Origin of the sequence: Chitinophaga terrae (ex Kim and Jung 2007) (genome assembly GCF_900107795.1) — a bacterium.
Classification (GTDB): Bacteria; Bacteroidota; Bacteroidia; order Chitinophagales; family Chitinophagaceae; genus Chitinophaga; species Chitinophaga terrae.
The window spans coordinates 49,861-73,566 of record NZ_FNRL01000014.1 but is presented as its reverse complement, the minus strand read 5'-3'; the positions used below and the strand labels follow the sequence as shown (position 1 = coordinate 73,566).

Annotated in this window: 24 protein-coding genes; 20 read left to right on the top strand and 4 right to left on the bottom strand. The window is 45.0% G+C overall.

Going from position 1 to position 23,706, the window contains the following annotated elements; all coding sequences use genetic code 11:
- Window positions 1-177: 177 nt before the first annotated feature.
- On the bottom strand, window positions 178-1,527 hold the full coding sequence (hisS, locus tag BLV62_RS16000; protein WP_089762975.1) for a histidine--tRNA ligase: 1,350 nt from the start codon (window positions 1,525-1,527) through the stop codon (window positions 178-180).
- A gap of 21 nt (window positions 1,528-1,548) precedes the next feature.
- Window positions 1,549-1,983, bottom strand: a complete 435-nt coding sequence (locus BLV62_RS15995; RefSeq protein ID WP_089762974.1) for a low molecular weight protein-tyrosine-phosphatase — start codon at window positions 1,981-1,983, stop codon at window positions 1,549-1,551.
- Between the two features lie 595 nt (window positions 1,984-2,578).
- Between BLV62_RS15995 and BLV62_RS15980 the strand changes: the two genes are divergently transcribed.
- The 18 genes from BLV62_RS15980 (at window position 2,579) to BLV62_RS15895 (ending at window position 19,386) form a co-directional block, all read left to right on the top strand.
- Entirely contained in the window at window positions 2,579-3,493 is a 915-nt protein-coding gene (locus tag BLV62_RS15980; protein WP_089762971.1) for a substrate-binding domain-containing protein, read from the top strand.
- 36 nt (window positions 3,494-3,529) lie between these two features.
- The gene (locus BLV62_RS15975; RefSeq protein ID WP_089762970.1) at window positions 3,530-5,278 is read left to right on the top strand and encodes a tetratricopeptide repeat protein; all 1,749 of its coding nucleotides are present in this window, start codon (window positions 3,530-3,532) and stop codon (window positions 5,276-5,278) included.
- Window positions 5,279-5,443: 165 nt separating this feature from the next.
- Complete coding sequence (locus BLV62_RS15970) at window positions 5,444-5,839, top strand: NADH-quinone oxidoreductase subunit A (RefSeq protein ID WP_089763048.1); 396 nt, start codon at window positions 5,444-5,446, stop codon at window positions 5,837-5,839.
- 27 nt (window positions 5,840-5,866) lie between these two features.
- Complete coding sequence (locus BLV62_RS15965) at window positions 5,867-6,430, top strand: NADH-quinone oxidoreductase subunit B (RefSeq protein WP_089762969.1); 564 nt, start codon at window positions 5,867-5,869, stop codon at window positions 6,428-6,430.
- Between the two features lie 43 nt (window positions 6,431-6,473).
- Window positions 6,474-6,989, top strand: coding sequence for an NADH-quinone oxidoreductase subunit C (locus BLV62_RS15960; protein WP_089762968.1), 516 nt, complete (start codon window positions 6,474-6,476; stop codon window positions 6,987-6,989).
- Window positions 6,990-7,001: 12 nt separating this feature from the next.
- Window positions 7,002-8,222 (top strand): NADH-quinone oxidoreductase subunit D, encoded by a 1,221-nt coding sequence (locus BLV62_RS15955; RefSeq protein ID WP_089762967.1) that lies wholly within the window; start codon window positions 7,002-7,004, stop codon window positions 8,220-8,222.
- A gap of 30 nt (window positions 8,223-8,252) precedes the next feature.
- Window positions 8,253-8,756, top strand: coding sequence for an NADH-quinone oxidoreductase subunit NuoE family protein (locus BLV62_RS15950; RefSeq protein WP_089762966.1), 504 nt, complete (start codon window positions 8,253-8,255; stop codon window positions 8,754-8,756).
- Complete coding sequence (locus tag BLV62_RS15945) at window positions 8,756-8,962, top strand: hypothetical protein (RefSeq protein ID WP_089762965.1); 207 nt, start codon at window positions 8,756-8,758, stop codon at window positions 8,960-8,962. Before BLV62_RS15950 ends, BLV62_RS15945 begins: the two co-directional genes overlap by 1 nt.
- A 66-nt stretch (window positions 8,963-9,028) precedes the next feature.
- Entirely contained in the window at window positions 9,029-10,387 is a 1,359-nt protein-coding gene (nuoF, locus tag BLV62_RS15940) for an NADH-quinone oxidoreductase subunit NuoF (protein WP_089762964.1), read from the top strand.
- Window positions 10,388-10,466: 79 nt separating this feature from the next.
- On the top strand, window positions 10,467-10,844 hold the full coding sequence (locus BLV62_RS15935; protein ID WP_089762963.1) for a GxxExxY protein: 378 nt from the start codon (window positions 10,467-10,469) through the stop codon (window positions 10,842-10,844).
- A 78-nt stretch (window positions 10,845-10,922) separates the two neighbouring features.
- Window positions 10,923-12,002, top strand: a complete 1,080-nt coding sequence (locus BLV62_RS15930) for an NADH-quinone oxidoreductase subunit G (RefSeq protein ID WP_258522432.1) — start codon at window positions 10,923-10,925, stop codon at window positions 12,000-12,002.
- A gap of 26 nt (window positions 12,003-12,028) precedes the next feature.
- Window positions 12,029-13,072 carry an NADH-quinone oxidoreductase subunit NuoH gene (gene nuoH, locus BLV62_RS15925; RefSeq protein ID WP_211117804.1) on the top strand — a complete coding sequence of 348 codons (1,044 nt, stop codon included), beginning with the start codon at window positions 12,029-12,031 and terminating at the stop codon, window positions 13,070-13,072.
- A gap of 41 nt (window positions 13,073-13,113) precedes the next feature.
- The gene (nuoI, locus tag BLV62_RS15920) at window positions 13,114-13,620 is read left to right on the top strand and encodes an NADH-quinone oxidoreductase subunit NuoI (RefSeq protein ID WP_089762961.1); all 507 of its coding nucleotides are present in this window, start codon (window positions 13,114-13,116) and stop codon (window positions 13,618-13,620) included.
- Window positions 13,621-13,660: 40 nt separating this feature from the next.
- Window positions 13,661-14,161, top strand: coding sequence for an NADH-quinone oxidoreductase subunit J family protein (locus BLV62_RS15915; protein WP_089762960.1), 501 nt, complete (start codon window positions 13,661-13,663; stop codon window positions 14,159-14,161).
- A 41-nt stretch (window positions 14,162-14,202) separates the two neighbouring features.
- On the top strand, window positions 14,203-14,520 hold the full coding sequence (gene nuoK, locus BLV62_RS15910; RefSeq protein WP_089762959.1) for an NADH-quinone oxidoreductase subunit NuoK: 318 nt from the start codon (window positions 14,203-14,205) through the stop codon (window positions 14,518-14,520).
- Window positions 14,521-14,575: 55 nt separating this feature from the next.
- Entirely contained in the window at window positions 14,576-16,471 is a 1,896-nt protein-coding gene (gene nuoL / locus BLV62_RS15905) for an NADH-quinone oxidoreductase subunit L (RefSeq protein ID WP_089762958.1), read from the top strand.
- Window positions 16,472-16,504: 33 nt separating this feature from the next.
- Entirely contained in the window at window positions 16,505-17,941 is a 1,437-nt protein-coding gene (locus BLV62_RS15900; protein WP_089762957.1) for a complex I subunit 4 family protein, read from the top strand.
- A 71-nt stretch (window positions 17,942-18,012) separates the two neighbouring features.
- Window positions 18,013-19,386: an NADH-quinone oxidoreductase subunit N gene (locus tag BLV62_RS15895; RefSeq protein WP_089762956.1), complete on the top strand. Its 1,374-nt coding sequence runs from the start codon at window positions 18,013-18,015 to the stop codon at window positions 19,384-19,386.
- Window positions 19,387-19,618: 232 nt separating this feature from the next.
- On the opposite strand, the gene BLV62_RS15890 is transcribed toward BLV62_RS15895, so the two are convergent.
- Window positions 19,619-20,008 (bottom strand): hypothetical protein, encoded by a 390-nt coding sequence (locus tag BLV62_RS15890; RefSeq protein WP_089762955.1) that lies wholly within the window; start codon window positions 20,006-20,008, stop codon window positions 19,619-19,621.
- Between the two features lie 40 nt (window positions 20,009-20,048).
- Window positions 20,049-20,306 (bottom strand): hypothetical protein, encoded by a 258-nt coding sequence (locus tag BLV62_RS15885; protein ID WP_089762954.1) that lies wholly within the window; start codon window positions 20,304-20,306, stop codon window positions 20,049-20,051.
- A gap of 224 nt (window positions 20,307-20,530) precedes the next feature.
- Between BLV62_RS15885 and BLV62_RS15880 the strand changes: the two genes are divergently transcribed.
- Window positions 20,531-22,225 (top strand): RICIN domain-containing protein, encoded by a 1,695-nt coding sequence (locus tag BLV62_RS15880; RefSeq protein ID WP_089762953.1) that lies wholly within the window; start codon window positions 20,531-20,533, stop codon window positions 22,223-22,225.
- Between the two features lie 172 nt (window positions 22,226-22,397).
- A complete protein-coding gene (locus BLV62_RS15875; protein WP_089762952.1) occupies window positions 22,398-23,675 on the top strand; it encodes an ABC transporter permease in 1,278 nt (425 codons plus the stop codon).
- Window positions 23,676-23,706 lie beyond the last annotated feature (31 nt).

Below are 23,706 nucleotides of genomic sequence, written 5' to 3'. Positions count from 1 at the left end.
AGCCCGCAAAGGATTTTTTTTAAGTGAAATAAGAAAGCAAAGGGAGCGAATATGTTATATAACATTATCGCTCCCTTTGCTTTCTTATTATTTTCTTAATAATCTTAATTCTTCTTAAAAAATTTCTTTGCGGGCTTTGCTTCTTATGCCTCTCTGCGTGAACCCTCTGCGTGCAATCTAAAAAGCGTAGTGCAGTAGCGCATCCAGGCTGATCTTCTCCTGTTTGCCGTTTTTAAGGTCTTTAATGCTGATGCTGTTCTCCGCCAGTTCGGATTCGCCCAGGATGGCCACAAACGGGATGCTGCGTTTATCAGCATATTTCATTTGTTTATCCATTTTGCTGCTTTCGTGGTAGAGTTCTGCCGGAATACCTTTCTGCCGCAGCTGCATTACGTAACTAAAAGCCTTTATAGAACTATCTAGTCCCAGGTTCAGGAACAATACGCGGGTGGATTGCTGGGCGGTTTCAGGGAAAAGGTTTAATTCTTCCAGCACATCGTAAATACGGTCTACCCCGAAAGAAATACCGACGCCTGAGATGCCCGGAAGACCAAACAGGCCGGTGAGGTCGTCGTATCTTCCTCCTCCGCCGATGCTGCCCATTTTCACGGTTGCCGGCGCTTTTACTTCCACGATCAGGCCGGTGTAATAGTTCAGACCCCTGGCCAGGGTAAGATCGAGAATTGGGGTGGTATTGTACGAAGTATACTCAGAATCGAGCACGAAATCAAGTTCCTCTATCCCTCTCAGGCCGGTGGCCGAGTCGGCGAAGAGTTCGCGGAGTTGCTCAAGAACGGATTGGTTATCGCCTTTGATATTGAGGAAGTTCTCAATTATTTTAATATCTCCTTCTGTCAGCCCTCTTTCCTGCAACTCTTTCCGAACGCCGTCTATACCGATCTTGTCCAGTTTGTCAATTGAAATGGTGATATCTGTCAATAATTCGGGTTTTCCTACTAAATCAGCAAGTGCCGCTAATATTTTACGGTTGTTGATACGCAATTCATAGCCTTGCATGCCCAATTTGGTGAAAACAGTATCGTAGATGAGGAGGAGTTCTACTTCGTTAAGCAGGGAATTGCTGCCTACCACATCGGCGTCGCATTGATAAAATTCCCGGTACCGGCCTTTTGCGGGTCTGTCGCCCCTCCAGACAGGTTGCATCTGGTAGCGTTTAAAAGGCAGTGCCAGTTCGTGTTGGTTCATCACCACGTAACGGGCAAAGGGGATGGTAAGATCGTACCTGAGGGCTTTTTCTGTGATGCTGTTCACCAGTTCGCGGTTATCTTTTGCTTCACGGGCGCGGTCGAAGATCTCGCCGTTATCCAGTATTCTGAATATGAGTTTATCGCCTTCTTCCCCGTATTTACCGGTAAGGGTACTCAGGTTCTCCATGGCTGGAGTTTCAAGTGGTTGGAAACCAAATACTTCGAAAGTTTCACGAATGGTTTGAAAGATATAATTCCGTTTTCTAACCACTACAGGGCCAAAATCACGTGTGCCTTTGGGAATGCTGGGCTTTATCATTTCGACAATTTTATGCTTTTTTTATTTTTTGTCTGCAATCTCTTTGCAGGCGTTATAGATCAGTTTGTATACAGGTGCAAATAAAGCGTCGTCGAACCATGGATCCGGTACTTCCTGGTCCTGGGGCAGCAGGAAGGCTACTTTAGCTTTATCGGCTTCATTCCGGGCCTGGCGGATGACATCCCTGTAATTATTACGGTCCATTACCAGGATTTTATCAAAGGCGTCAAAATCGGAAGGTTGGAACTGCCGGCCTCTGAGGCTGCTGATGTCTACGCCGTTCTTCCTGGCTTCTTTAATCGCCCTGTGGTCGGGGGCCTGGCCAACGTGCCAGTTGCCGGTGCCGGCAGAGTCGATCACCCAATCTAATCCCTTTTCTTCGGCCAGGTGCCTCATAATGCCTTCCGCGAGGGGAGAGCGGCAGATGTTACCCAGGCAGACCATCAAAATTTTCATGTGTCAGGTATATTTGAATCCGGGCGCAAACCTACAAGATATTATGGAAATCTGCACCCCTTTGCATCTTTATAGTGTTGATAAACTACGAAGAGTGTTCATAACCGGCCTGTTTCTCCCCTTTTGGAAATTAACATGGATTTACCGGTAAATGGCATGTTAAATGCAAATATGTCAAAATGCTGCAGTTGCGAATGAAATTTTTCGACAATGTTGAAAAAATACCTCAAATTGCGTCTGGTGGCGGAAAAAGACATGGTTTTGCCGTACTTTTTTAACATTCTTCTAAAAATCACATTTCCAGATTAAAAATATTTTTTTTGTATAATTGTAATTTAACAATGGAAACACACGACGAACACACGTATAGCAGAAGGGAGAATAGGTATCGGCCTATCAGCGAAGTGGTAAGGGGAGTATTATTTATTCTCTTTGGTTTATATGCGCTATTTGCAGAGAAACTGGGATTGGGGCAATTCCGCATATCTCACACAGCCATGTTGATAGTAGGAGTGGTTTTATTAATTTACGGCCTCTTTAGAGTAGTCAACGGTGTCAGAAAAATTTTTTTTCACAGGAACTAAAGAGGAGCTATATGTTTTTCACTTTTAGTAAGATGAATGCTGTATATTTAGCAGCAATTACTTTGTTGTTCGCCGCTTGTGGTACCAATCCTAATGCTAAGAAATTAGATACAGCAACTGAAGGAACAATTCGCATCAGCGTTGATGAAACCTATAAACCGCTGATAGATTCAGAGATCAAGGTTTTTGAATCATTGTATCCGAAGGCGCACATTATTCCGTCTTACAAACCGGAAGCAGAGTGTTTTAAAGATCTTTTAAACGATAGTGCCAGAATGATTATTGTGACTCGTGATCTCAATCAGGAGGAACGTGATTATATTAAAAAATCTACTGTCACACCCAATAGTTTATTGTTAGCCTGGGATGCTTTAGCATTAATAGTGAACAAAGCAAATCCGGATTCTATCTTAACAATGGACCAGGTGAGAGGGATCATGGCTGGTACAGATACGCAGAGAAAATGGCAACTGGTGTTTGATAATGCCAACTCAAGCACCGTGCGTTATATCATGGACTCCATCAATAAGGGTAAACCTTTGCCGGCCAATACCATGGCTGCCAAAACAAATCCTGAGGTGGTGGACTATGTGTCTAAGAACAAAGATGCGATCGGGGTAATAGGAGTCAGCTGGATCTCAGATCCTAACGATTCTTTATCCATCGCATTTACTGAGAAGGTATCGGTAGTGCGGTTAAGGGCCGATTATGGTTCTGACTTTGTGAAACCTTATCAGGCCTATATTGGCATTGGTTCTTATCCATTAAAACGTGGCTTCTATTTTTGCCTGAAAGAGCCTTATCACGGCTTGGGCACAGGATTTGCAACTTTCCTCGGCAGTTATGAAGGACAACTTGTTGTTAAACAGTTCCGTCTATTCCCTGCGAGATTGAATGTAGTATTCAGGGAAGCCAACCTTAAGTAAGAAAAAAACACAACTAAAACTAAAAAACCAGATTGCATGAACAAACGGAAAAGTTTAATCGTAGCATTGCTGTGCGCTGCTTCCAGCAGTGTGATGGCTCAATCTGTGGAAGACGGAGTGAAAGACCTGTATTATGGTAAATATCTGTCTGCCAAACAGAATTTAGAGAAAGTGATTGCAGCAAAACCTACTGATGACAAAGCTTACTACTATCTCGGTATAGCTCAACTGGCCCTGGAAGACGTGGCAGGTGCAACTGCAACTTTCCAGAAAGGCTTACAGTCAGTTCCTAATTCTGCATTACTGCAGGTAGCAATGGGCCGTATAGATCTGATCAACGGTAATGCTGCAGCCGCAAAACAAAAATTTGAAGCTGCCAGCACTGCTACTGAAGGCCGCAATGGCGATGTTGCCCGCGCAATCGCTGATGCGAACACCGAAGTGAAAGGTGGTGACCGTGCTTACGCGCTTTCTGTAATGGAAAAACTCCTGAACAACGAAGGACGTAAGAAAAAAGAAGTGTATACAGCTACGCCTGCCGACTATATCGAATTAGGTGATGCTTATCGCTTCCTCGGTGGTGAAAACGGTGGTAAAGCTATTTCCAGCTATGAAAAAGCTTTGGATCTCGACGCTAACAACGCCGAAGCTGTAATGAAACAAGGATTGGTGAACTATAACGCCCGCCTGAAAGCTGAAGCAGTAGCCGATTATGTGAAAGCTACCACAATGGACCCTAAATATGGTCCTGCGTATTTCGAGCTGTTTAACTTTTATATCACTCCTAAGAAAGATCAACTGTCTTGGGACGAAGCAGCTAAATACCTCCAGAAATACATGGAAGTAGCTGATCCGGCCGACAAAACCAAAAACGAATACCTCGCTGCTTATATCTCTTTCTTTAAGAAAGACTATGACGATGCGATCGCTAAAGGTAAAGCCGCATTGCCAGCTGCTAATGAGTTCTATGCCAACAAGTTAAACCTGCTGGTTGGGGATGCTTACCTGCAAAAAGGCGATTCCCTGAACGCGCAGAAAACTATGGATGAATATGTAGCTAAAGTGGGCGAAAGCAAACTGGACTCTAACGACTACAAACTGTTGAGTAATATCTACATGCGTTTGAAATCCAGCGATTCTGCCACCCAGGCGCAATATTCAGACAAAGCGCTGGATTACCTGCAGAAATACGCTAACTCTATCACGTCTAAAGATGCTGAAACTTACAGCCAGATCGCTGACGCATTGAAAAATGCCAAGAAATACGCTGCTGCAGGTGAATGGTATCAGAAAGCGATTGATATGATGATCGCGAATAAAGAACAGCCAAGCGCACTGGATTACTACAACGTAGGGCTGTACACCTATTACGGCGCTATCTCTTCCAAACCAGCCGACGAAGCTTTACTGACCAAAGCTGATTCAGCTTTCGCTAAAGTGATCGAAATTAAACCAGACCTGGGTAGCGGTTACTATTGGAGAGGTATGTCTAACTACGCAAAAGACCAACAGGCTCAAAACGGATTGGCTAAGCCTTATTTCGATAAATACATCGAGATCTCCGGCAACGATCCTAAAACGAGCAAAAACACCCTGGTAACTGCGTATACTTACGAATTGCTGTACTACTACTATAAGGAAGATAAAGAGAATATCAAGCTGTATGCTGATAAACTCGCAGCAATCGATCCTTCTAACATCACTGTTAAAGAGATCACCGAAAACATGGCAGCTCGTGAAAAAGCAGCTAAACCAGCAGCAAAACCTGCTCAGAATAAGAAATAGGTAATTTACTGTATTACAAATACATCAAAAACCTCCTGTACGCACAGGAGGTTTTTTAGTTTCCGGTTGGTAAAAAAAGATAATATTTTAACTTCTAATAGATTTGATATTTGGTTTACTTACAGTATTTTTGCGCATTCGGACAATGTTTTTATCGGGAAGCTTATGTATACAGAAACTGTATTTTTGTCAGCAACGACTACTCCTTTCAGCTATTTCCCTATAGTACTGCAATTAATTGCTGCGCTGGGTTTTGTGGGGATAACCATGCTAGCCACGCACTTTTTAGGGCCAAAACGCAAAACCAGCGATAAACTTATCAACTTCGAAAGTGGAATTGAACAACGAGGTAATGCCCGTCAGCCTGTCGCTATCAAGTACTTCCTGACTGCTATTCTTTTCGTGTTATTCGATGTGGAAGTGATCTTTTTCTACCCTTATGCAGTCAACTTCAGAGAATTGGGACCTGAAGGATTTGTTGCTGTTTTAATGTTTGTGGGCTTCTTTTTGTGTGGATTTATCTATATCCTGAAGAAAGGTGCATTGAAATGGGAAGACTAAACTTTTTAAACCTTTAAACTTAATCCAATGGCTCGTCCGGTTCAATATAATACAAAAGTGAAAATGGTGGAAATCCCAGAGGGATATTCCGGTGAAGGATTTTATGCCACTAACTTTGATAAAGCGATAGGCCTGGCGCGGAAGAATTCTATCTGGCCTTTGCCTTTTGCAACATCCTGCTGTGGTATTGAATTCATGGCTACAATGGCTGCAACCTACGACCTGGCGCGTTTCGGCGCTGAACGTATGGCATTTACACCCCGCCAGTGCGATCTGCTGATGGTAATGGGTACTATTTCCAAGAAAATGGGCCCTGTCGTCCGCCAGGTATACCTGCAAATGGCAGAACCTCGCTGGGTAATGGCCGTAGGCGCCTGCGCTTCCAGCGGCGGTATTTTCGATACTTATTCCGTATTACAGGGTATAGACCAGGTGATCCCGGTAGATGTTTATGTGCCAGGATGCCCGCCAAGACCAGAAGGAATTATCGACGGTTTCATGAAGATCCAGGAACTGGTTGGTAATGAAAGTCTCAGACGCCGCAACTCCGATAAGTACAAAGAACTGATGGAGTCTTACGGTATCAGGTAAGAAAGGGATTGGAGAATTGTAAACCGTAAATTTCAAATTGTTAATGTCTTTAACAAACGAACGCATACAGCAACGCCTGACAGAAAAGTTTGGAGATGTTTTAACTGGCTTTGAAGAGCCGTTCGGACTTCTAACTTTTACTGCGCAGAAAGATTATAACCTGAAAGTAATGCAATTCCTGTTCGATGATGAGGAATTGCGTTTTCGTTTTTTAACGGATATTACTGCGGTGCATTATCCTGACAGGAAAAATGAAGAATTAGCAGTGGTTTATCACCTGCATAATTTCCAGGATAATATCAGATTGCGAATGAAAGTATTTGTACCGGTAGCTTCACCAAAAGTATTTACTGCTACAAAACTTTTCGAATCTGCCAACTGGATGGAACGTGAAACATACGACTTCTTCGGAATTGAATTCGTTGGCCATCCAAACCTGATCCGGGTGCTGAATGTGGATGAAATGACTTATTTCCCCATGAGAAAGGAATTCCCACTGGAAGATAGTTCCCGTATAGATAAAGATGATGAAATGTTCGGAAGGGGAGGAACCTTTTAATACTACCAGGTTATGCTAGATCAGAAACAACACGTAAAACTGCCGGAAGGCTCTTTAGAGAAGGATACAACAACACTGAACCTGGGTCCTACCCACCCGGCCACCCATGGTGTATTCCAAAACATTCTTGAAATCGACGGTGAACGCATTGTCAGCGCAGTTCCTACCGTAGGATATATTCACAGGGCTTTTGAAAAGATCGCAGAACGCCGCCCTTATTACCAGATCACTCCACTTACCGACCGTCTTAACTATTGTTCCGCTCCTATCAACAACATGGGATGGCTGATGACCGTAGAAAAACTCCTGGGTATTGAAACGCCTAAAAGAGTCGACTACCTGCGCGTGATCATCATGGAACTGGCCAGGATCGCAGATCACCTGATCTGCAGCTCTGTAATGGGTGTTGATACCGGCGCATTAACCGGTTTCGTGTATGTGATGACCTACCGCGAACTGATCTACGAGATCTATGAAGAGATCTGCGGTTCCCGCCTGACTACCAACATCGGCAGGATCGGTGGTTTTGAAAGGAATTTCACTCCCGCCGCCTTCGCAAAAATTCAACGGTTCCTCGACGAATATCCTGCAGTTCTGAAAGAATTTGAAACCCTCCTTACCCGTAACCGCATCTTCATGGAACGTACACAGGGTATTGGCGGTATCAGCGCAGAAAGAGCCATGAGCTACGGCTTCACCGGTCCTAACCTGCGGGCAGCAGGAGTAGATTACGACCTGAGAGTAGCCAATCCTTACTGTTCATACGAAGATTTTGATTTCTCCATTCCTGTAGGTACCACCGGCGACTGTTACGACCGTTTCCAGGTAAGGAACGCAGAAATGTGGGAAAGTATCAGCATTATCCGCCAGGCCATGGAAAAGCTGAAAGGCTTGCCAGACGATGTATACCATGCTGATGTTCCGGCATACTACCTGCCCGACAAGAAGGATGTATACACGAAAATGGAAGCCCTCATCTATCACTTCAAGATAGTAATGGGAGAAGCAGATATTTTACCTGGAGAAGTGTATAACGCAGTGGAAGGCGCAAACGGGGAATTAGGCTTTTACCTGATCAGCGATGGTGGCCGTAGCCCTTATCGCCTGCATTTCCGTCGCCCTTGCTTTATCTATTACCAGGCATACCCTGAACTGATCCAGGGCGCTATGCTGAGCGACGCGATCATTGTGATGAGTAGCCTGAACCTGATTGCAGGGGAACTGGATGCGTAATTATTTGAGATTTAAGCTGATTAAAATATAATGGCTGTGGTTCAATTTTCTGAAGAGAAACTGAATAAAGTAAAAGAAATCGTTGCACGCTATCCCCAGGGAAAGCAGAAAAGTGCCCTGATCCCGGTGTTACACCTGGCCCAGGAGGCGTTTGGCGGATGGTTAAGCGCTGAAACGATGGATTATGTTGCTTCATTATTGCAACTGGAACCTATTGAAGTGTATGAAGTAGCTACTTTCTATAGCATGTTTAACTTAAAACCAGTGGGTACTTACATGTTTGAAGTATGCCAGACTGGCCCATGCATGGTGAGTGGCTCCGATCAGATCATTGAATATATTAAAAGCAAACTGGGTATAGGAGTAGGTGAAACCACCCCTGATGGACTCTTTACCCTGAAAACAGTTGAATGCCTGGGCGCTTGCGGGTATGCTCCTATGATGCAGTTAGGCAAGCATTACAGGGAACACCTTACCCCCGCTAAAGTAGATGAGATCATTGCTGAATGCAGGGCTAAAGCAAACGCTAACTAATGGTATTCAACATTCTCACCCGCTTGAAGGGAATGTATCAGCGCAATAAGCTTCAGGCAATAGAAGCTTTGCTGCTCATCGGATCACTCTCCGCTTTGTGGCGCATTGATAATTCTTTTGTTTCCTTTATCTGTGGAGTGAGTGCCGGAGTTTTATTCTATCGTTTGGCAGAAAGGATCTCTAAGCACGGCATTAGTAAGGCATAAAAGATATACACAAAAATCTGTTGGTAGTAAGGATTTCCCAAGCTGCTATACACCATAAGGAAGAAAATGGGACGAAAATTATTGTTAGATAAAGCTCATATCGAAGGTATCCGCTATTACGATACCTATCGGAGCAACGGCGGTTATACTGCCGCTGAAAAAGCGCTTAAAACGCTCGGCCCTGACGGCGTATTGGATGAAGTAAAGAAAAGTGGGCTGAGAGGCCGTGGTGGTGCAGGTTTCCCCACCGGTATGAAATGGAGCTTCATTGCCAAACCGGAAGGCGTACCTCGTTACCTTGTATGCAATGCCGACGAATCTGAACCAGGTACGTTCAAAGACCGCTACCTGATGGAACATATCCCTCACCTGCTGATAGAAGGCCTGCTTATCTCCAGCTTCGCCCTCGGCGCTAACAGTTGCTACATCTATATCCGCGGTGAATATGCCTGGATTCCTGAAATTCTCGAACAGGCCATTGCGGAAGCAAAAAATAAAGGCTGGTTAGGAAAGAACATCCTCGGAACCGGTTACGATCTAGAAATTTACGTTCAACGCGGCGCCGGCGCCTATATCTGCGGAGAAGAAACCGCGCTGATAGAATCGCTGGAAGGTAAACGCGGCAACCCCCGTATTAAACCTCCTTTCCCTGCAGTAAAAGGATTATGGCAATGCCCAACCGTTGTTAACAACGTGGAAACACTGGCTGCCGTAGTACCTATCATTAACATCGGGGGAGATGAATATATTAAATTCGGTACAGGCAAATCTACCGGTACCAAACTGATCTCCGCCTGCGGTAACATCAACAAACCAGGCGTCTACGAGATCGAAATGAACATCTCTGTAGAAGAATTTATTTTCTCTGACGAATATTGCGGCGGTATTAAGAATAACAAACGCCTGAAAGCCTGCATTCCGGGCGGATCTTCCGTTCCTGTACTGCCTGCTAACCTGCTGCTGAAAACAGCAAAAGGCGAAACCCGTATGATGACGTACGAAAGTTTGGCTGACGGCGGCTTCGCAACCGGTTCAATGCTGGGTTCCGGCGGTTTTATTGTCATGGATGAAGACCAGTGTATCGTTAGAAACACCCTCACCTTCGCCCGTTTCTATCACCACGAAAGCTGCGGCCAATGCAGCCCTTGCCGTGAAGGAACTGGCTGGATGAAAAAAGTATTGCACAATATCGAGTACGGAAAAGGAAAAATGAGTGATATCGACCTGCTGTGGGATATCCAACGCAAGATCGAAGGAAATACCATTTGCCCGCTGGGAGACGCTGCAGCATGGCCAGTTGCCGCTGCTATCCGTCACTTCCGCGACGAATTCGAGTGGCATGTGCTGAACCCGGATGAGTCTCAGAAACGGAATTACGGTATCGCGCATTACGCGGATCCGATCCCTGTTCCTGCCGGCGCGTAATTGCACGCAGAGGGGCAAAGAAGCAAAGAAGCAAAGATTTTTTATTTTCTAATATTGTTAACCTTATAAAATTTCATCCATGATAGAAAATGTTATCTCGAAGGAGATAGTTGATGCTTGCTATGCTATACATGTTAAATTTGGACCTGGGTTATTTGAATCAGTGTACGAAGAACTCTTAAGTTATGAGCTTATAAAAAGAGGACGTGAGGTTAAAAGACAGGAAGCTTTTAATGTTGTATACGATAACACAGTTCTTCAAAAGGTATTTAGAGCAGATCTTTTGGTAGACAATAAAGTGATCGTTGAAATAAAGTCAGTGGAAGAATTAAAGGATATGCATTTTAAACAAGTACGTACCTACTTAAAACTGACAAATATAAAGTTGGGATTACTGGTCAATTTCAACGTTTCGCTTATTAAAGACGGAATAAAAAGAATAGTAAATCAAATATAAAACATAAAACTTTGCTGCTTTGCTTCTTTGCGGCTTTGCGGGCAAAAGAAAACATATAATATGGCGGAGGATAAAAAAATGTTTAAGGTTAAAATCGATAACATCTCAGTAGAGGTGGAACCCGGTACAACCATATTGAATGCGGCCCGGTTGATTGGGGGAGAGGTAGTGCCGCCGGCCATGTGTTACTATTCCAAACTGGAAGGCAGCGGCGGTAAATGCCGTACCTGCCTGGTGAAAGTAACCAAAGGCTCTGAGGCTGATCCACGCCCGATGCCTAAACTGGTAGCCAGTTGCCGTACCACTGTAATGGATGGTATGGAAGTAGCTAACATCACTTCCCCGGAAGTATTGGATGCACGCAAAGGCGTAGTAGAATTCCTGTTGCTTAATCACCCGCTGGATTGCCCGATCTGCGACCAGGCGGGCGAATGTCACCTGCAGGACCTGAGCTATGAGCACGGCGCCGATGCAACCCGTTACGAATTTAAACGCAGAACTTTTGATAAAGTAGACCTGGGAGACAAGATCAAATTGCACATGACGCGTTGCATCCTTTGCTACCGTTGCGTGTTTACCGCTGATCAGCTGACCGAGAAAAGAGAACATGGCGTATTGGGAAGAGGAGACGCGGCGGAAATAGGTACTTATATCAAACAGTCTTTAGATAACGATTTCATAGGAAACGTAATTGATGTTTGCCCTGTAGGCGCTTTAACAGATAATACTTTCCGTTTCAAAAACAGGGTTTGGTTCCTGAAACCTGTGGATGCACACCGTAATTGCAGCAATCCTAAATGCTGTGGTAAAGTAGTATTGTGGATGCGTGGTGATGAAGTGTTCAGGGTTACTGCAAGAAAAGATAAATACGGCGAGGTGGAAAACTTCATCTGCGACGAATGCCGCTTCGAAAAGAAAGAGAAGAGCGATTGGACAATTGAAGGACCAAGGAAAATCGACCGCCATAGCGTTATCTCACAGGGCCATTACGTAAATACAGTGAAACCCAAAGATGCGCTGGTGGAAGTATTGGATGGAAGACAACCAAAACTCTTGTTTGATATTCACTCTGAAAGCCAGGTGAACAGGCCGGAAATAGATTTGTCGAAGATCGACGGACCTGCTCATTCTGATGATTTTATTATAAAGAAATCGTAATTCGTAATTGTAATTCGTAAAAGGAGATGACCTTATTAAGCATAGATTGGTTCTTTTTAATTGAGAAATTATTGCTGATTTCAGTAGTGCTGGTGCTTTCCCTGGTGGTAGCGATGTATGCTACCTGGGGCGAAAGGAAAGTGGCTGCCTGGATCCAGGATCGTTTAGGCCCTAACCGCGCCGGTCCGGCTGGTCTGCTGCAGCCGTTGGCAGATGGTGGTAAACTCTTCTTCAAGGAAGAGATCATTCCTACCAACTCCAACCGCTTCCTCTTCATTTTAGGTCCTTCCATTGCCATGGTGGTGGCTTGTATGACCAGCGCTGTAATTCCATGGGGCGACACCCTGACCATAGCCGGTCGCGAGATCTCTCTCCAGGTGGCAGATGTGAACATCGGTATCCTTTACATCTTCGCAGTTGTAAGTATGGGTGTTTACGGTATCATGCTGGGTGGATGGGCATCCAATAACAAATATTCCCTCCTGGCCTCTGTTCGTGCCGCTTCCCAGATCATCTCCTACGAGCTGCCTATGGGATTGGCCCTGATCGCATTGCTGATGCTGACAGGTACCCTGAGCCTGAAAGAGATCGTTGAACAGCAACGTCATGGTCTCTGGAACATTTGCTACCAACCTTTAGGCTTCTTCATTTTCCTGGTATGTGCGTTTGCAGAATGTAACCGTGCACCGTTCGACTTACCGGAAGCGGAGAACGAATTGAATGGTGGTTATCACCTGGAATATTCTTCCATGAAACTGGGTTTCTTCCTGTTTGCGGAATACATCAATATGTTTATCAGCTCGGCTTTAATGGCTACCATGTATTTCGGAGGTTATGCCTTCCCATGGATGGATAAACTGGGGCTATCTCCTAATATGGTAACTATACTGGGCTTTGTGGCATTGTTCATAAAAACGCTGCTCTTCATCTTCTTCTTTATGTGGGTGCGCTGGACAGTTCCGAGATTCCGTTACGACCAGCTGATGCGCCTGGGTTGGAGAGTGTTAATTCCATTGGCGTTGGTGAATATGCTGGGTACAGGAGCAGTAGAATTGTTCAAACATCATTAATTATTAATTCATTCCACTCAGGTGGTTTAAATAAAGCATTTATGCAAGCATTAACTAACAGGGCAAAACAGGTCGATCGCCGGCCGATGACTTTCGCAGAGAAGTTATACATTCCTGCTATTGCAAAAGGAATGGGTATCACTTTCAAGCACATCTTCCAGCGTAAGGCTACAGTGAGCTACCCGGATCAAAAACGTGAGTTTAGCCCGGTGTTCCGTGGATTACACATTCTGAACCGCGATGAAGAAGGACGTGAAAGATGTACAGCATGCGGTTTATGCGCCGTAGCTTGTCCGGCTGAAGCTATCACGATGGAGGCAGCTGAAAGAAAACCGGGAGAAGAGCATCTCTACAGGGAAGAAAAATATGCAGCAAGGTACGAGATCAACATGTTACGTTGCATTTTCTGCGGTTTCTGTGAAGAAGCCTGCCCTAAAGATGCAATTTACCTGTCAGAAACCTTTGCACCTGCAAACTATCAACGTAAAGGATTTATTTACGGGAAAGACGATTTGCTGATTCCAGATCCGAAAGCACAGAACAAATAAATTATTTATAGCACACATTAGCTAAAAAACAAAAGCAGAGATGGGAAGTATCCAACAAATAATTTTCATGGTGCTGTCGGTGATTGCGCTGGCTTCAGCGTTAGGGGTTGTGTTGAGTAAAAATCCTGTGACCAGCGTATTATGCCTGATCGTCACATTTTTTGCCATAGCAGGCCACTATGTAATGATGAATGCTCAATTCCTTGCTGTAGTACATATCATTGTTTATGCAGGCGCCATCATGGTATTGTTCCTGTATGTATTGATGCTGATGAACCTGAACGCAGAATTGGAGCCACAGAAACGTAACTGGCTGAAGTATGCGGGAGCCATCAGCGGAGGCGCGTTACTGGTTGTACTGGTAGCTGCATTGCGCGATGCAAGCATGCCTGCAATGAGTACAGCAAACAACGACATAGGTCTTGTACATAACCTGGGTATGGTGCTGTTCAGACAATATGTAGTTCCATTTGAAGTGAGCAGTATCCTGTTCCTGAGCGCCATGATCGGAGCTGTAGTAATCGGTAGGAAAGAAGACTAGCTTATACAGTCATTCGTAATTCGTAAATCGTAACTTATTTTATGCCTGTTCAATATTATATATTTCTGAGTATCGCCTTATTCTGTATAGGTGTGATGGGTGTATTGATGCGCAGAAATGCGATCATAATCTTTATGTGCATTGAGCTGATGCTGAATGCAGTAAACCTTTTAATGGTTGCTTTCTCAAAAATGTGGGCTGATGCCGGCAGAGTAGATGCTTCCTCAGCGCAACTGTTCGTATTTTTTATAATGGTGGTAGCCGCAGCTGAAGTTGCAATCGGCCTGGCTATTATTACTATGGTCTACAGAAACACACACTCAGTAGATATTAACATTCTTAACAGGTTGAAAAATTAATATTTCGGATTCCCTGATCTATTGAATTTTTCGTCGTCGTAAATAGAATTGATAAATGATTAATCTAGTTTGGCTGGTACCATTTTTACCATTATTAGGTTTCCTGGTGAATGGATTAGGACGCAGATCTTTATCCAAGTCCTTGGTTGGAATAGTTGGAAGTGGCGTTCTCCTGGCGTCCTTTGTGATTAGCTTATTAATATTCTTTGAGGTTAAAGCCCCGGGATTCTCTGCGCAGGTTGTGCAGTTGTTTGATTTTATTCATGTAGGTTCCCTGCATATTCCTTTTGCCTTCCAGGTAGATCAACTCAGTGCATTGTTCCTCCTGATCATCACTGGTGTTGGTTCTCTCATTCATATTTACTCTACTTCTTACATGCATGAAGAAAGCAGCGAAAGTTTCGCCAGGTATTTTGCATACCTGAACCTTTTCGTGTTCTCCATGCTGATCCTTGTTTTAGGCGCCAACTACGTGATGATGTTCATCGGTTGGGAAGGAGTAGGTTTGTGTTCTTACCTGCTGATCGGGTTCTGGTTTAAGAACAACGATTATACAAATGCAGCCAAGAAAGCGTTTGTTATGAACAGGATCGGCGACCTGGGTTTCCTGATCGCTATCTTCTTCATGATCACACAATTCGGCTCTGTTACCTTCCCTGAAGTTTTTGCAAAAGCAGCTTCCCTGGGTATGAACAACAGCGTGATCACTGCAATTGCTTTATTACTCTTTGTAGGCGCAACCGGTAAATCAGCCCAGTTGCCGCTCTATACCTGGTTGCCGGATGCGATGGCGGGTCCTACTCCTGTTTCTGCCCTCATCCACGCCGCTACAATGGTTACCGCCGGTATCTATATGATTGCAAGAAGCAATATCTTGTACACGCTGGCGCCGCATATTCAAACCGTAGTAGCTGTAATTGGCCTGGCAACTGCCCTGTTTGCAGCTTCCATTGCACTCAAACAGAACGATATTAAAAAAGTACTGGCTTATTCCACTGTAAGCCAGTTAGGTTATATGTTCCTGGCATTAGGTGTTGGCGCTTATGGCGCTGCCGTTTTCCACGTAATGACGCACGCTTTCTTCAAAGCGTTGTTGTTCCTTGGTTCCGGTTCCGTGATCCATGCAATGGGCGGCGAGCAGGATATCCGTAAAATGGGCGGCCTGAAAAAATATATGCCAACCACGAACTGGACTTTCCTCGTTGGATGCCTTGCAATTGCTGGTATTCCCGGCCTTTCAGGTTTCTTCTCCAAAGATGAGATCCTTGCTTCAGCTTTCGGGCATAACCCGGTATTCTATGTGTTAGGCCTGGCCGGCGCATTAATGACCGCTTTCTATATGTTCCGCTTGTATTACATCACGTTTGCCGGTAAGTTCCGTGGTACCCACGAACAGGAACATCATCTTCATGAAAGCCCGGCTGCTATTACCATTCCGCTGGTAATCCTGGCAGTGCTTTCCATCATCGGCGGGTATGTAGGCTTGCCGGAAGTATTTGGTAAAAACTTGCTGGCAGAATATCTCGCGCCTGTTTTTGCACCTTCTGTTCCATTTGCCGTTCCTCATCACCTTTCACATAGCCTCGAATGGATATTGATGGGTATCAGCAGCGCCCTCGTGATCGTTTTCATTTTACTGGCCCGTCAGAAATTTGCCAATTATGAAGATACCGGCAAAGAATCTACAGGTCTGGGCAAGGCGCTGGAAAACAAATGGTATGTAGATGAGATCTATGATGCGATCATTGTAAAACCATTATATGAGTTGTCACGTTTCTTCCGCGATACAATCGAAAAAGCGGGTATCGATCGCCTGGTAAACGGCATCGGACGTGGCGTTCAATGGGGAGGACAACAAGTTCGCCTGATCCAGAGCGGACAGGTAGGATTTTACATCTTCGCCATGGTGATCGGTATGATCGTTTTATTTGTGATCGGATTCTTATTATAAATCAATAGCTGAAGTTACAAGCGCAGATAAATTATGTTGACAGTTTTATTAATATTGATTCCTCTCATCGCGGGCCTTATTACATTTGGCCTGAAGGGATCCGGACCAAAAGTGCTAAGCATGATCTCATCGCTGGCAACAGTGGTGTTGGCAATCGGTGCCTGGTGCCGTTTTCGTACTGCTCCCGACAGTCTGAATGTTGTAGCTAACTGGATCCCGCAACTGGGAAGTCAGTTTCGCGTGGGGTTAGATGGAATGGGGGTGATGCTTTGCCTGCTTACAGCGATTGCCTCTCTGCTTGTTTTTATTACGATCAATGGTCGTAGTTTTGAAAAACCAGGTAGTTTCTATGGTTTGATGTTACTGGCGCAAGCCGGATTGACGGGCGTTTTTACCGCATTCGATGCCTTGCAGTTCTATATTTTCTGGGAACTGGCCCTCATCCCTGTTTATTTCCTCTGCTCTATCTGGGGGAATGAAAAACGTATAGCCGTTACCTTTAAGTTCTTCGTTTATACTTTCCTGGGTTCGCTGCTGATGATGGTAGGTATTATCTACCTTTATTTCCAGACGCCTGACCACTCTTTCAGCTGGGCATCTTTTTCAGCCCTGCAACTGTCGCAGGATCAGCAATCCTGGCTCTTCTGGTTATTCTTTGTAGCATTCGCTATCAAGATGCCGATCTTCCCATTCCATACCTGGCAGCCAGATACCTACGAACAATCTCCAACCCCTGTTACCATGATCCTTTCTGGCGTAATGGTTAAAATGGGTTTATTCGGGTTGTTGCGCTGGTTGCTGCCGGTACTGCCTCATGGCGTAATGGTATGGTCTGATGTTGCCATTGTACTGTGCATCATCGGTATCATCTACGGTTCCTGCATTGCTATGGTACAAAGCGATCTGAAACGGTTGATCGCTTACTCTTCCATCGCTCACATCGGCCTGATGGCTGCCGCTGTTTTCGCTAACAACGAACAAAGCTTACAGGGCGCCCTGATCCAGATGTTCAACCACGGTATCAACATCATTGGATTGTGGATCATTGTTGAAGTGATAGAACAACGCCTGGGTATCCGGAACATGGCGCAACTGGGAGGTATGGCACGCAAAGCCCCTCGTATGGCGATCTTCTTCGTTATTATCAGTATGGCTAACATCGGCTTACCACTCACCAACGGTTTCATTGGCGAGTTCCTGATGTTCAGCGGGCTGTTTCAATATAATCACTGGATGATGGCTTTCGCCGGATTAGGTATTATCCTTTCTGCAGTATATACCCTGGGTATGATCCAGAAAGTAATATTTGGTCAGGAAAATGAGCTGACAACAACTACTACAGATCTTAAAGCCGGTGAAATGCTGGCATTGAGCCTGATCGTGATCATGATCTTTGTGCTTGGTGTTTACCCGCAACCAATGTTGGAGCTGGTAAGCAATACCACTGAAGTAGTGAATAAATTATTTTGATCATCAGTTTAGTATCAAACCGGTCTGATCAAAACAAAAAAATTTGTAACGGGGTTTTGTAACGCAAAAATATGAATGCACTAATTTCTACTGCTTTGTCGGGCGTTGTAATGATGTTTGTTGGATTACTTGTACGCAATAAGCAGCATATTAAATTTTTTGCCATCGCGGCCATCATCATAGCATTTATTGCTAACCTGGCCTTATATCCTTCTGTTGAACATGGCGGATATATCCTTTATGGCATGATTGAAGTGACTAAATTCGGTGTAATATTCAATGCTGTAGCCATAGGCGCTACTTTGTTATATTTCCTCTTATCAGGTAGCGAGTTTGAAAAAGTGGGAGTGCATGTAGCAGATTATTTTGCATTGATATTTTTTATACTCGCAGGTATCACGCTGGCTTCCAGCTTCAGCAACCTCCTGATGCTGTTCCTGGCGATCGAGATCTTATCTATCCCGCAATACATCCTGGCGGGCGCAGATAAAAAGAACCTGAAGAGCAATGAAGCATCGCTGAAATACTTCCTCATGGGTTCTTTCTCTACAGGTATCCTCCTGATGGGAATCACCCTCATCTACGGTTCTGCAGGCTCTTTCAATATTTCTGAATTAGGCCTGGGCGCAGATCCGATCCATCCGCTGGCTCTCTGCGGTATCATCCTGCTGGTATTTGCATTGTCTTTCAAAGTATCTGCTGTACCATTCCACTTCTGGACACCGGATGTTTACGACGGTTCTCCTACCGTTTTCACTTCCTTCATGTCTACAGTTGTGAAGGCAGGTGGATTTATCGCGTTTCTCCGTTTGTTCCATGTAAGTTTTACCGGTGGCAACATCAGCGAGCATTGGACACTGATCCTTTCTATCATTACTGCGGCAACCCTCATCCTGGGTAACTTAAGCGCCGTATTCCAGCAAAGCGTTAAACGCATGCTGGCTTACTCCAGTATTGCACAAGCAGGTTTTATGCTGTTTGCAGTGATCTCACTGAACAACCTGGGCGCTCAGGGTATCGTGTTGTACGCAGCCGCTTATAGCATCGCTACTATCGGCATCTTCGCCGTATTAATGAAACTGAAAGACTATACCTTCGAAGGCTTCAACGGCCTGGCCCGCAAAGAACCATTACTCGCCTTCACTGTGGCAGTATGCCTGTTCTCTCTCGCCGGTATTCCTGTAACTGCAGGCTTCTTCGCAAAATACTTTGTATTGTCTGCCGCTATCCAGCACGGCCAGTTACTTTGGCTGGTGATCGTAGCAGTACTTTGCGCGGCGGTAAGCGTATACTATTATTTCAGGGTTATCATGGCCATGTACTTCAAACAAGGCGATCCGGAAGTAGTACCCGTATCCGGCGGCTTCAAAGCTGGCCTGATCCTGACCATCCTTCTCGTGCTGGCACTGGGCCTGGCGCCAAACTTCCTCCTCTGCTGGTTGTAGTTTCACGCAAAGGCGCAGAGGTGTGCAAAGAGGCATAAGGATTTTTTTAAGTGAAATAAGTAATCATAAGTGATCAAATAAGAAAACAGAGAGGCGAAGATTGTGTTATGCAGCAATCTTCGCCTCTCTGTTTTCTTATTATTTCCTTAAAAAAGATTTATGTCTTGGCTTTCTTACTATCTTAAAAAAAATCCTTATGCCTCTTTGCACACCTCTGCGCCTTTGCGTGAAACTACTGGTGTTTTTTTGTCTTATGCATCATTCGCTGTTTCTGTTCCTGGTAGGTAGTGTATTGTTCGTTTGTCAGTACTTTTTTTAATTCAGCATCGCGGTTTTCAGACAATGTCTTTACCTGTGCGCCTGCCGCAGTGCTGTCGGTAGCTGGAGTGTCTTTGAGTTTGGAGATACCATCAATAAAGTTCTGGTTGATGGCAAGCACTTTAGGGTATTGCTCGGCGGTAAGCGAGAGTCTTGTTTTCATGCTGTCGGTCAAGGATTTGGCATCTATTTTTTGGTGCATCTGGTGATGCATAGGCCGTTCATTATCCTGGGCCCGGGAAGTGGCTGAAAGCAGCAGAAGCGCCGATATCCAGCAAGCGGTAATAAAATGAGTCGCTTTCATAATAATTTAATTAAGGTTTGTACTAAGAAATTACAGCCTGTTACGGGTTCATTTTGTCGAGTATTTCCTGCCAGATGAGCCTAGCTATCTGTTCCTGCTCCACTGTTTTCAACCGTTCTTTTACCTGTATTGAGCCGTCTACATTAAACTCCAGGTGGTCGGGTATGAAATCAGCCGCTGCATTCGCTTCCTCTGCGGAAGAAACGGAATAAGTCGTGGAGTCATTTTCCTGGTCCACTTTTACATGGAACCGGTAGGGCTTGTTGTCGATGTAAATAGTAATGTCTGTTGTGTTCATATCCAAATGCTTGAGAAGTGAAATAGGGTAAGGGAATAACAGAACAAGGTTGCCGGGTTAAAGAAGAATATTTTTGTTTTTCTTCCTCTTGTTATCACAAATATTATGCGGTTTGTTAATGCCTCCCGGATACATTTGAAACTGATAAGACTGTTTGGGCCCTCTGTGCAAATTCCATTTTATGATCCGGTTGCAGGCCCCTGCAACTAATAAAACCCTTTTTCATGAAAAAAATATGGCTATCTGTTTTCTTTGTGGCGCTGATCGTTATCAGCAGTTGCTCCAAATCCCGGCAAAATTCCACGCTTGACCCACTCACTGGTCAGAAGAGCATGCATATTACTGCTGCTTTATCGCCTGATGGCGATGTGGTAGGCAAGGCGGTAGTAGGCTACCAGGGATGGTTTTCGGCGGCGGGCGACGGTTCCCCGTTAAATTCCTGGCAACATCAGAACCTGGAAATGTGGCCGGATGTAAGAGAGTATAAAACCACTTATGCCGGCAGCAACTTCAGCCAGGCTGCAGTTACACAACCAAATTTTTATGGCAATCTTGGGAATGGTCAGCCGGCAAAGATGTTCAGCAGTTATGATCAACAGGTGATGAACACGCATGTATTATGGATGAAGCAAAGCGGTATCGATTGTGCAGCCCTGCAGCGATTTGGCAGTAATGTAGTACCGGGAACGGTGTTAAAACAGCAACGGGATGGTATTTCATTGCTGATGATGAATGCTGCGCAGACCTATGGACTTAAATTCTACATCATGTACGATTGCAATGGGAACAGTCCTATGGAAGCCGACTGGACTAATACCATTGTTGGCGCACAGAATCTCATTTCTTCTCCTGCATATGCCAGGCAAAATGGCAAGCCGGTGGTTTGTTTCTGGGGAATCGGTTTCTCAGGTCGCGGGCCGGTAGCTGATTGGCTAGCAAAGATCAACTGGTTTAAATCGCAGGGCTGTTATGTGATCGGGGGAACTCCCGGAAACTTCAGTACAGATACTGTATACCGTGCTGCATATGAAGCATTGGATATGATCATGCCTTGGTTCGTGGGCAAACGCAGCAACTTCCAGGCATCGTATGTCAGCGACCTTGCCTGGTGCAGTGCCAGGAATATTGATTACCAGGCCTGCTGCTATCCCGGGTTTGCCTTTAATAACTCCAATACCGCCAAGCCTAAAAATGAAATTCCGCGCAACCACGGCGATTTCATGTGGTCTATGTTCGCCGGCATGCGCAACGCTGGCGTGCATAATCTCTACATCGCGATGTTTGATGAGCTGAATGAAGCCACTTCTATTTTCAAAACAGCGGAAGATGTATCAATGCAGCCGGCGGGAAATTATTTTCTGCCGCTGGATGCAGACGGAGTACATGTATCTTCCGATTTCTACCTGCGGCTGGTGAAAGACGGTATCCGGATGGTAAAACAACAGGCGTCTTACCAGGCTGCTCATACAACCCCTTTTACCCTTACCCTGCCGGCTAACGGTACTTATAAGATCATTAACCGGGGAAGCGGTCTGGCCCTGGACGCACAGAACCAGGGTACCGCTAATGGTACGCGCATCCAGCAATGGACCTACAGCGGTGGAAATAACCAACGCTGGATCCTTACCAATATTGGCAATAACCGGTATAAGATCGTTGGAGTGCAGAGTAACCGCAGCCTGGATGTTAAAGATAATTCCCTGCTTCATGGCGCCCCGGTTCAATTGTATGACTATACAGGAAATGATAACCAGACATGGATCATCGCACCCACTACAAACGGGTATTATACCATACAGGTTGCGAGGAGCGGCATGTTGATGGAGATCGCCGGCGCATCCACATCGGCCGGCGCTACTGTTCAGCAGGGCGGAAGCAACGGCGGAAATAACCAGCAATGGATCTTCCAGGCGCCCTGAAACAGCTTAACCAACAGTATTATCAAACTATACAGACCGGCCAGAGAGGGGGCCGGTCTTTTCTTTGTTGCAGTCGTAAAAATTTCTTCCTTCTGCAAAAAAACTTCTCATGCTCCCTCGCCAACTTTGCCGCTTTGCGAGAAATATTTACCTTTAGCAAGAACCCATTTATATGCAGAAAAAAGATATCTTCTCCCTGGCATACCGTTCTGTTTCCAGCAATAAACTGAGATCCGGGCTTACTGTTTCCATTATTGCCCTGGGTATCACTGTTCTGGTAGGCATTCTTACGGCTATCGACAGCATGAAGGGAAGCATCTACAGCAGTTTTGCAAGCATGGGCGTTAACAGCTTTTCTATCCGTAATAAGGCCATGCAGGTGAGAATGGATGATGGTGGAAACAAAGCATCCAAAGGGAATAAGAGGGACAAGAAAAAAGTAAGGCATTCTATCAGTAATAAACAGATCACTTACCAGGAAGCGCTGGCCTTTAAAGAACGTTTTAAGTTTCCGGCCATCGTCAGCCTTTCCCAACAGGCTACAGGTATTGCAACGGTGTATAAAGATGCAAAGAAGACCAATCCCAATGTGAGGGTTTATGGCGGAGATGAGAACTACCTGCAGTTCTCCAACTACGAGATTGCTGAAGGACGCAACTTTAATGCGCTTGATGTACAAAGCGGAAGAAATGTTGCGATACTGGGACAAGATGTTGCGGAAAAATTGTTTGGTAAAGACAAGAAGAATGTAGTAAACAATACTGTGAGAGTAGGCGATGTACGTTACCGTGTTATAGGTTTGCTCGCGTCTAAAGGCAGCAGCAAAATGATGAGCGCCGATAACGTGGTGATCACTACTGTGAATAACGTAAGAAGAATATTTAACAGGAATACCAGTTACCAGATAGGTATTGCTGTAAATGATGTAAAACAGATGGATGCGGCGCAGGGCGAAGCCACCGGCTTATTCAGGATTATCAGGGGACTTTCATTGAATGAAGCAGATAATTTCGAGATCAGCCGCAGCGATAGTATAGCAGAAATGCTTTTTGCCAGCCTTGGAAAGGTGAACCTGCTGGCTATTGTTATTGCCTTTATCACCCTCTTTGGTTCGGCCATTGGTTTAATGAACATTATGCTGGTATCTGTAGCCGAACGCACCAGGGAGATTGGCGTTACCAAAGCCCTTGGCGCCACTAAAAAAGTCATTCGCACCCAATTCCTATACGAGGCAACCATCATCAGTTTAATGGGCGGTATCGTTGGCATACTTGCCGGAATGCTGCTGGGCAATGTTGTTTCCCTGCTGCTTAGTTCCCCATTTATCATCCCCTGGGCCTGGATCTTTGTTGGCGTAACCCTTTGCGCAATGGTAGGGCTGGGATCGGGGCTTTATCCTGCCTATAAGGCTTCCAGGTTGGATCCTATTATTGCTTTAAGATACGAGTAAGATTACCGTTCCTTTTTATTATCTTGTTCTT

What these genes read in the sequence shown, in the direction of transcription:
- hisS (WP_089762975.1), bottom strand. Translation starts at nt 1,527, where the DNA reads ATGATAAAGCCCAGCATTCCCAAAGGCACACGTGATTTTGGCCCTGTA.
- BLV62_RS15995 (WP_089762974.1), bottom strand. Translation starts at nt 1,983, where the DNA reads ATGAAAATTTTGATGGTCTGCCTGGGTAACATCTGCCGCTCTCCCCTC.
- BLV62_RS15980 (WP_089762971.1), top strand. Translation starts at nt 2,579, where the DNA reads ATGTTTTTCACTTTTAGTAAGATGAATGCTGTATATTTAGCAGCAATT.
- BLV62_RS15975 (WP_089762970.1), top strand. Translation starts at nt 3,530, where the DNA reads ATGAACAAACGGAAAAGTTTAATCGTAGCATTGCTGTGCGCTGCTTCC.
- BLV62_RS15970 (WP_089763048.1), top strand. Translation starts at nt 5,444, where the DNA reads ATGTATACAGAAACTGTATTTTTGTCAGCAACGACTACTCCTTTCAGC.
- BLV62_RS15965 (WP_089762969.1), top strand. Translation starts at nt 5,867, where the DNA reads ATGGCTCGTCCGGTTCAATATAATACAAAAGTGAAAATGGTGGAAATC.
- BLV62_RS15960 (WP_089762968.1), top strand. Translation starts at nt 6,474, where the DNA reads ATGTCTTTAACAAACGAACGCATACAGCAACGCCTGACAGAAAAGTTT.
- BLV62_RS15955 (WP_089762967.1), top strand. Translation starts at nt 7,002, where the DNA reads ATGCTAGATCAGAAACAACACGTAAAACTGCCGGAAGGCTCTTTAGAG.
- BLV62_RS15950 (WP_089762966.1), top strand. Translation starts at nt 8,253, where the DNA reads ATGGCTGTGGTTCAATTTTCTGAAGAGAAACTGAATAAAGTAAAAGAA.
- BLV62_RS15945 (WP_089762965.1), top strand. Translation starts at nt 8,756, where the DNA reads ATGGTATTCAACATTCTCACCCGCTTGAAGGGAATGTATCAGCGCAAT.
- nuoF (WP_089762964.1), top strand. Translation starts at nt 9,029, where the DNA reads ATGGGACGAAAATTATTGTTAGATAAAGCTCATATCGAAGGTATCCGC.
- BLV62_RS15935 (WP_089762963.1), top strand. Translation starts at nt 10,467, where the DNA reads ATGATAGAAAATGTTATCTCGAAGGAGATAGTTGATGCTTGCTATGCT.
- BLV62_RS15930 (WP_258522432.1), top strand. Translation starts at nt 10,923, where the DNA reads ATGTTTAAGGTTAAAATCGATAACATCTCAGTAGAGGTGGAACCCGGT.
- nuoH (WP_211117804.1), top strand. Translation starts at nt 12,029, where the DNA reads ATGACCTTATTAAGCATAGATTGGTTCTTTTTAATTGAGAAATTATTG.
- nuoI (WP_089762961.1), top strand. Translation starts at nt 13,114, where the DNA reads ATGCAAGCATTAACTAACAGGGCAAAACAGGTCGATCGCCGGCCGATG.
- BLV62_RS15915 (WP_089762960.1), top strand. Translation starts at nt 13,661, where the DNA reads ATGGGAAGTATCCAACAAATAATTTTCATGGTGCTGTCGGTGATTGCG.
- nuoK (WP_089762959.1), top strand. Translation starts at nt 14,203, where the DNA reads ATGCCTGTTCAATATTATATATTTCTGAGTATCGCCTTATTCTGTATA.
- nuoL (WP_089762958.1), top strand. Translation starts at nt 14,576, where the DNA reads ATGATTAATCTAGTTTGGCTGGTACCATTTTTACCATTATTAGGTTTC.
- BLV62_RS15900 (WP_089762957.1), top strand. Translation starts at nt 16,505, where the DNA reads ATGTTGACAGTTTTATTAATATTGATTCCTCTCATCGCGGGCCTTATT.
- BLV62_RS15895 (WP_089762956.1), top strand. Translation starts at nt 18,013, where the DNA reads ATGAATGCACTAATTTCTACTGCTTTGTCGGGCGTTGTAATGATGTTT.
- BLV62_RS15890 (WP_089762955.1), bottom strand. Translation starts at nt 20,008, where the DNA reads ATGAAAGCGACTCATTTTATTACCGCTTGCTGGATATCGGCGCTTCTG.
- BLV62_RS15885 (WP_089762954.1), bottom strand. Translation starts at nt 20,306, where the DNA reads ATGAACACAACAGACATTACTATTTACATCGACAACAAGCCCTACCGG.
- BLV62_RS15880 (WP_089762953.1), top strand. Translation starts at nt 20,531, where the DNA reads ATGAAAAAAATATGGCTATCTGTTTTCTTTGTGGCGCTGATCGTTATC.
- BLV62_RS15875 (WP_089762952.1), top strand. Translation starts at nt 22,398, where the DNA reads ATGCAGAAAAAAGATATCTTCTCCCTGGCATACCGTTCTGTTTCCAGC.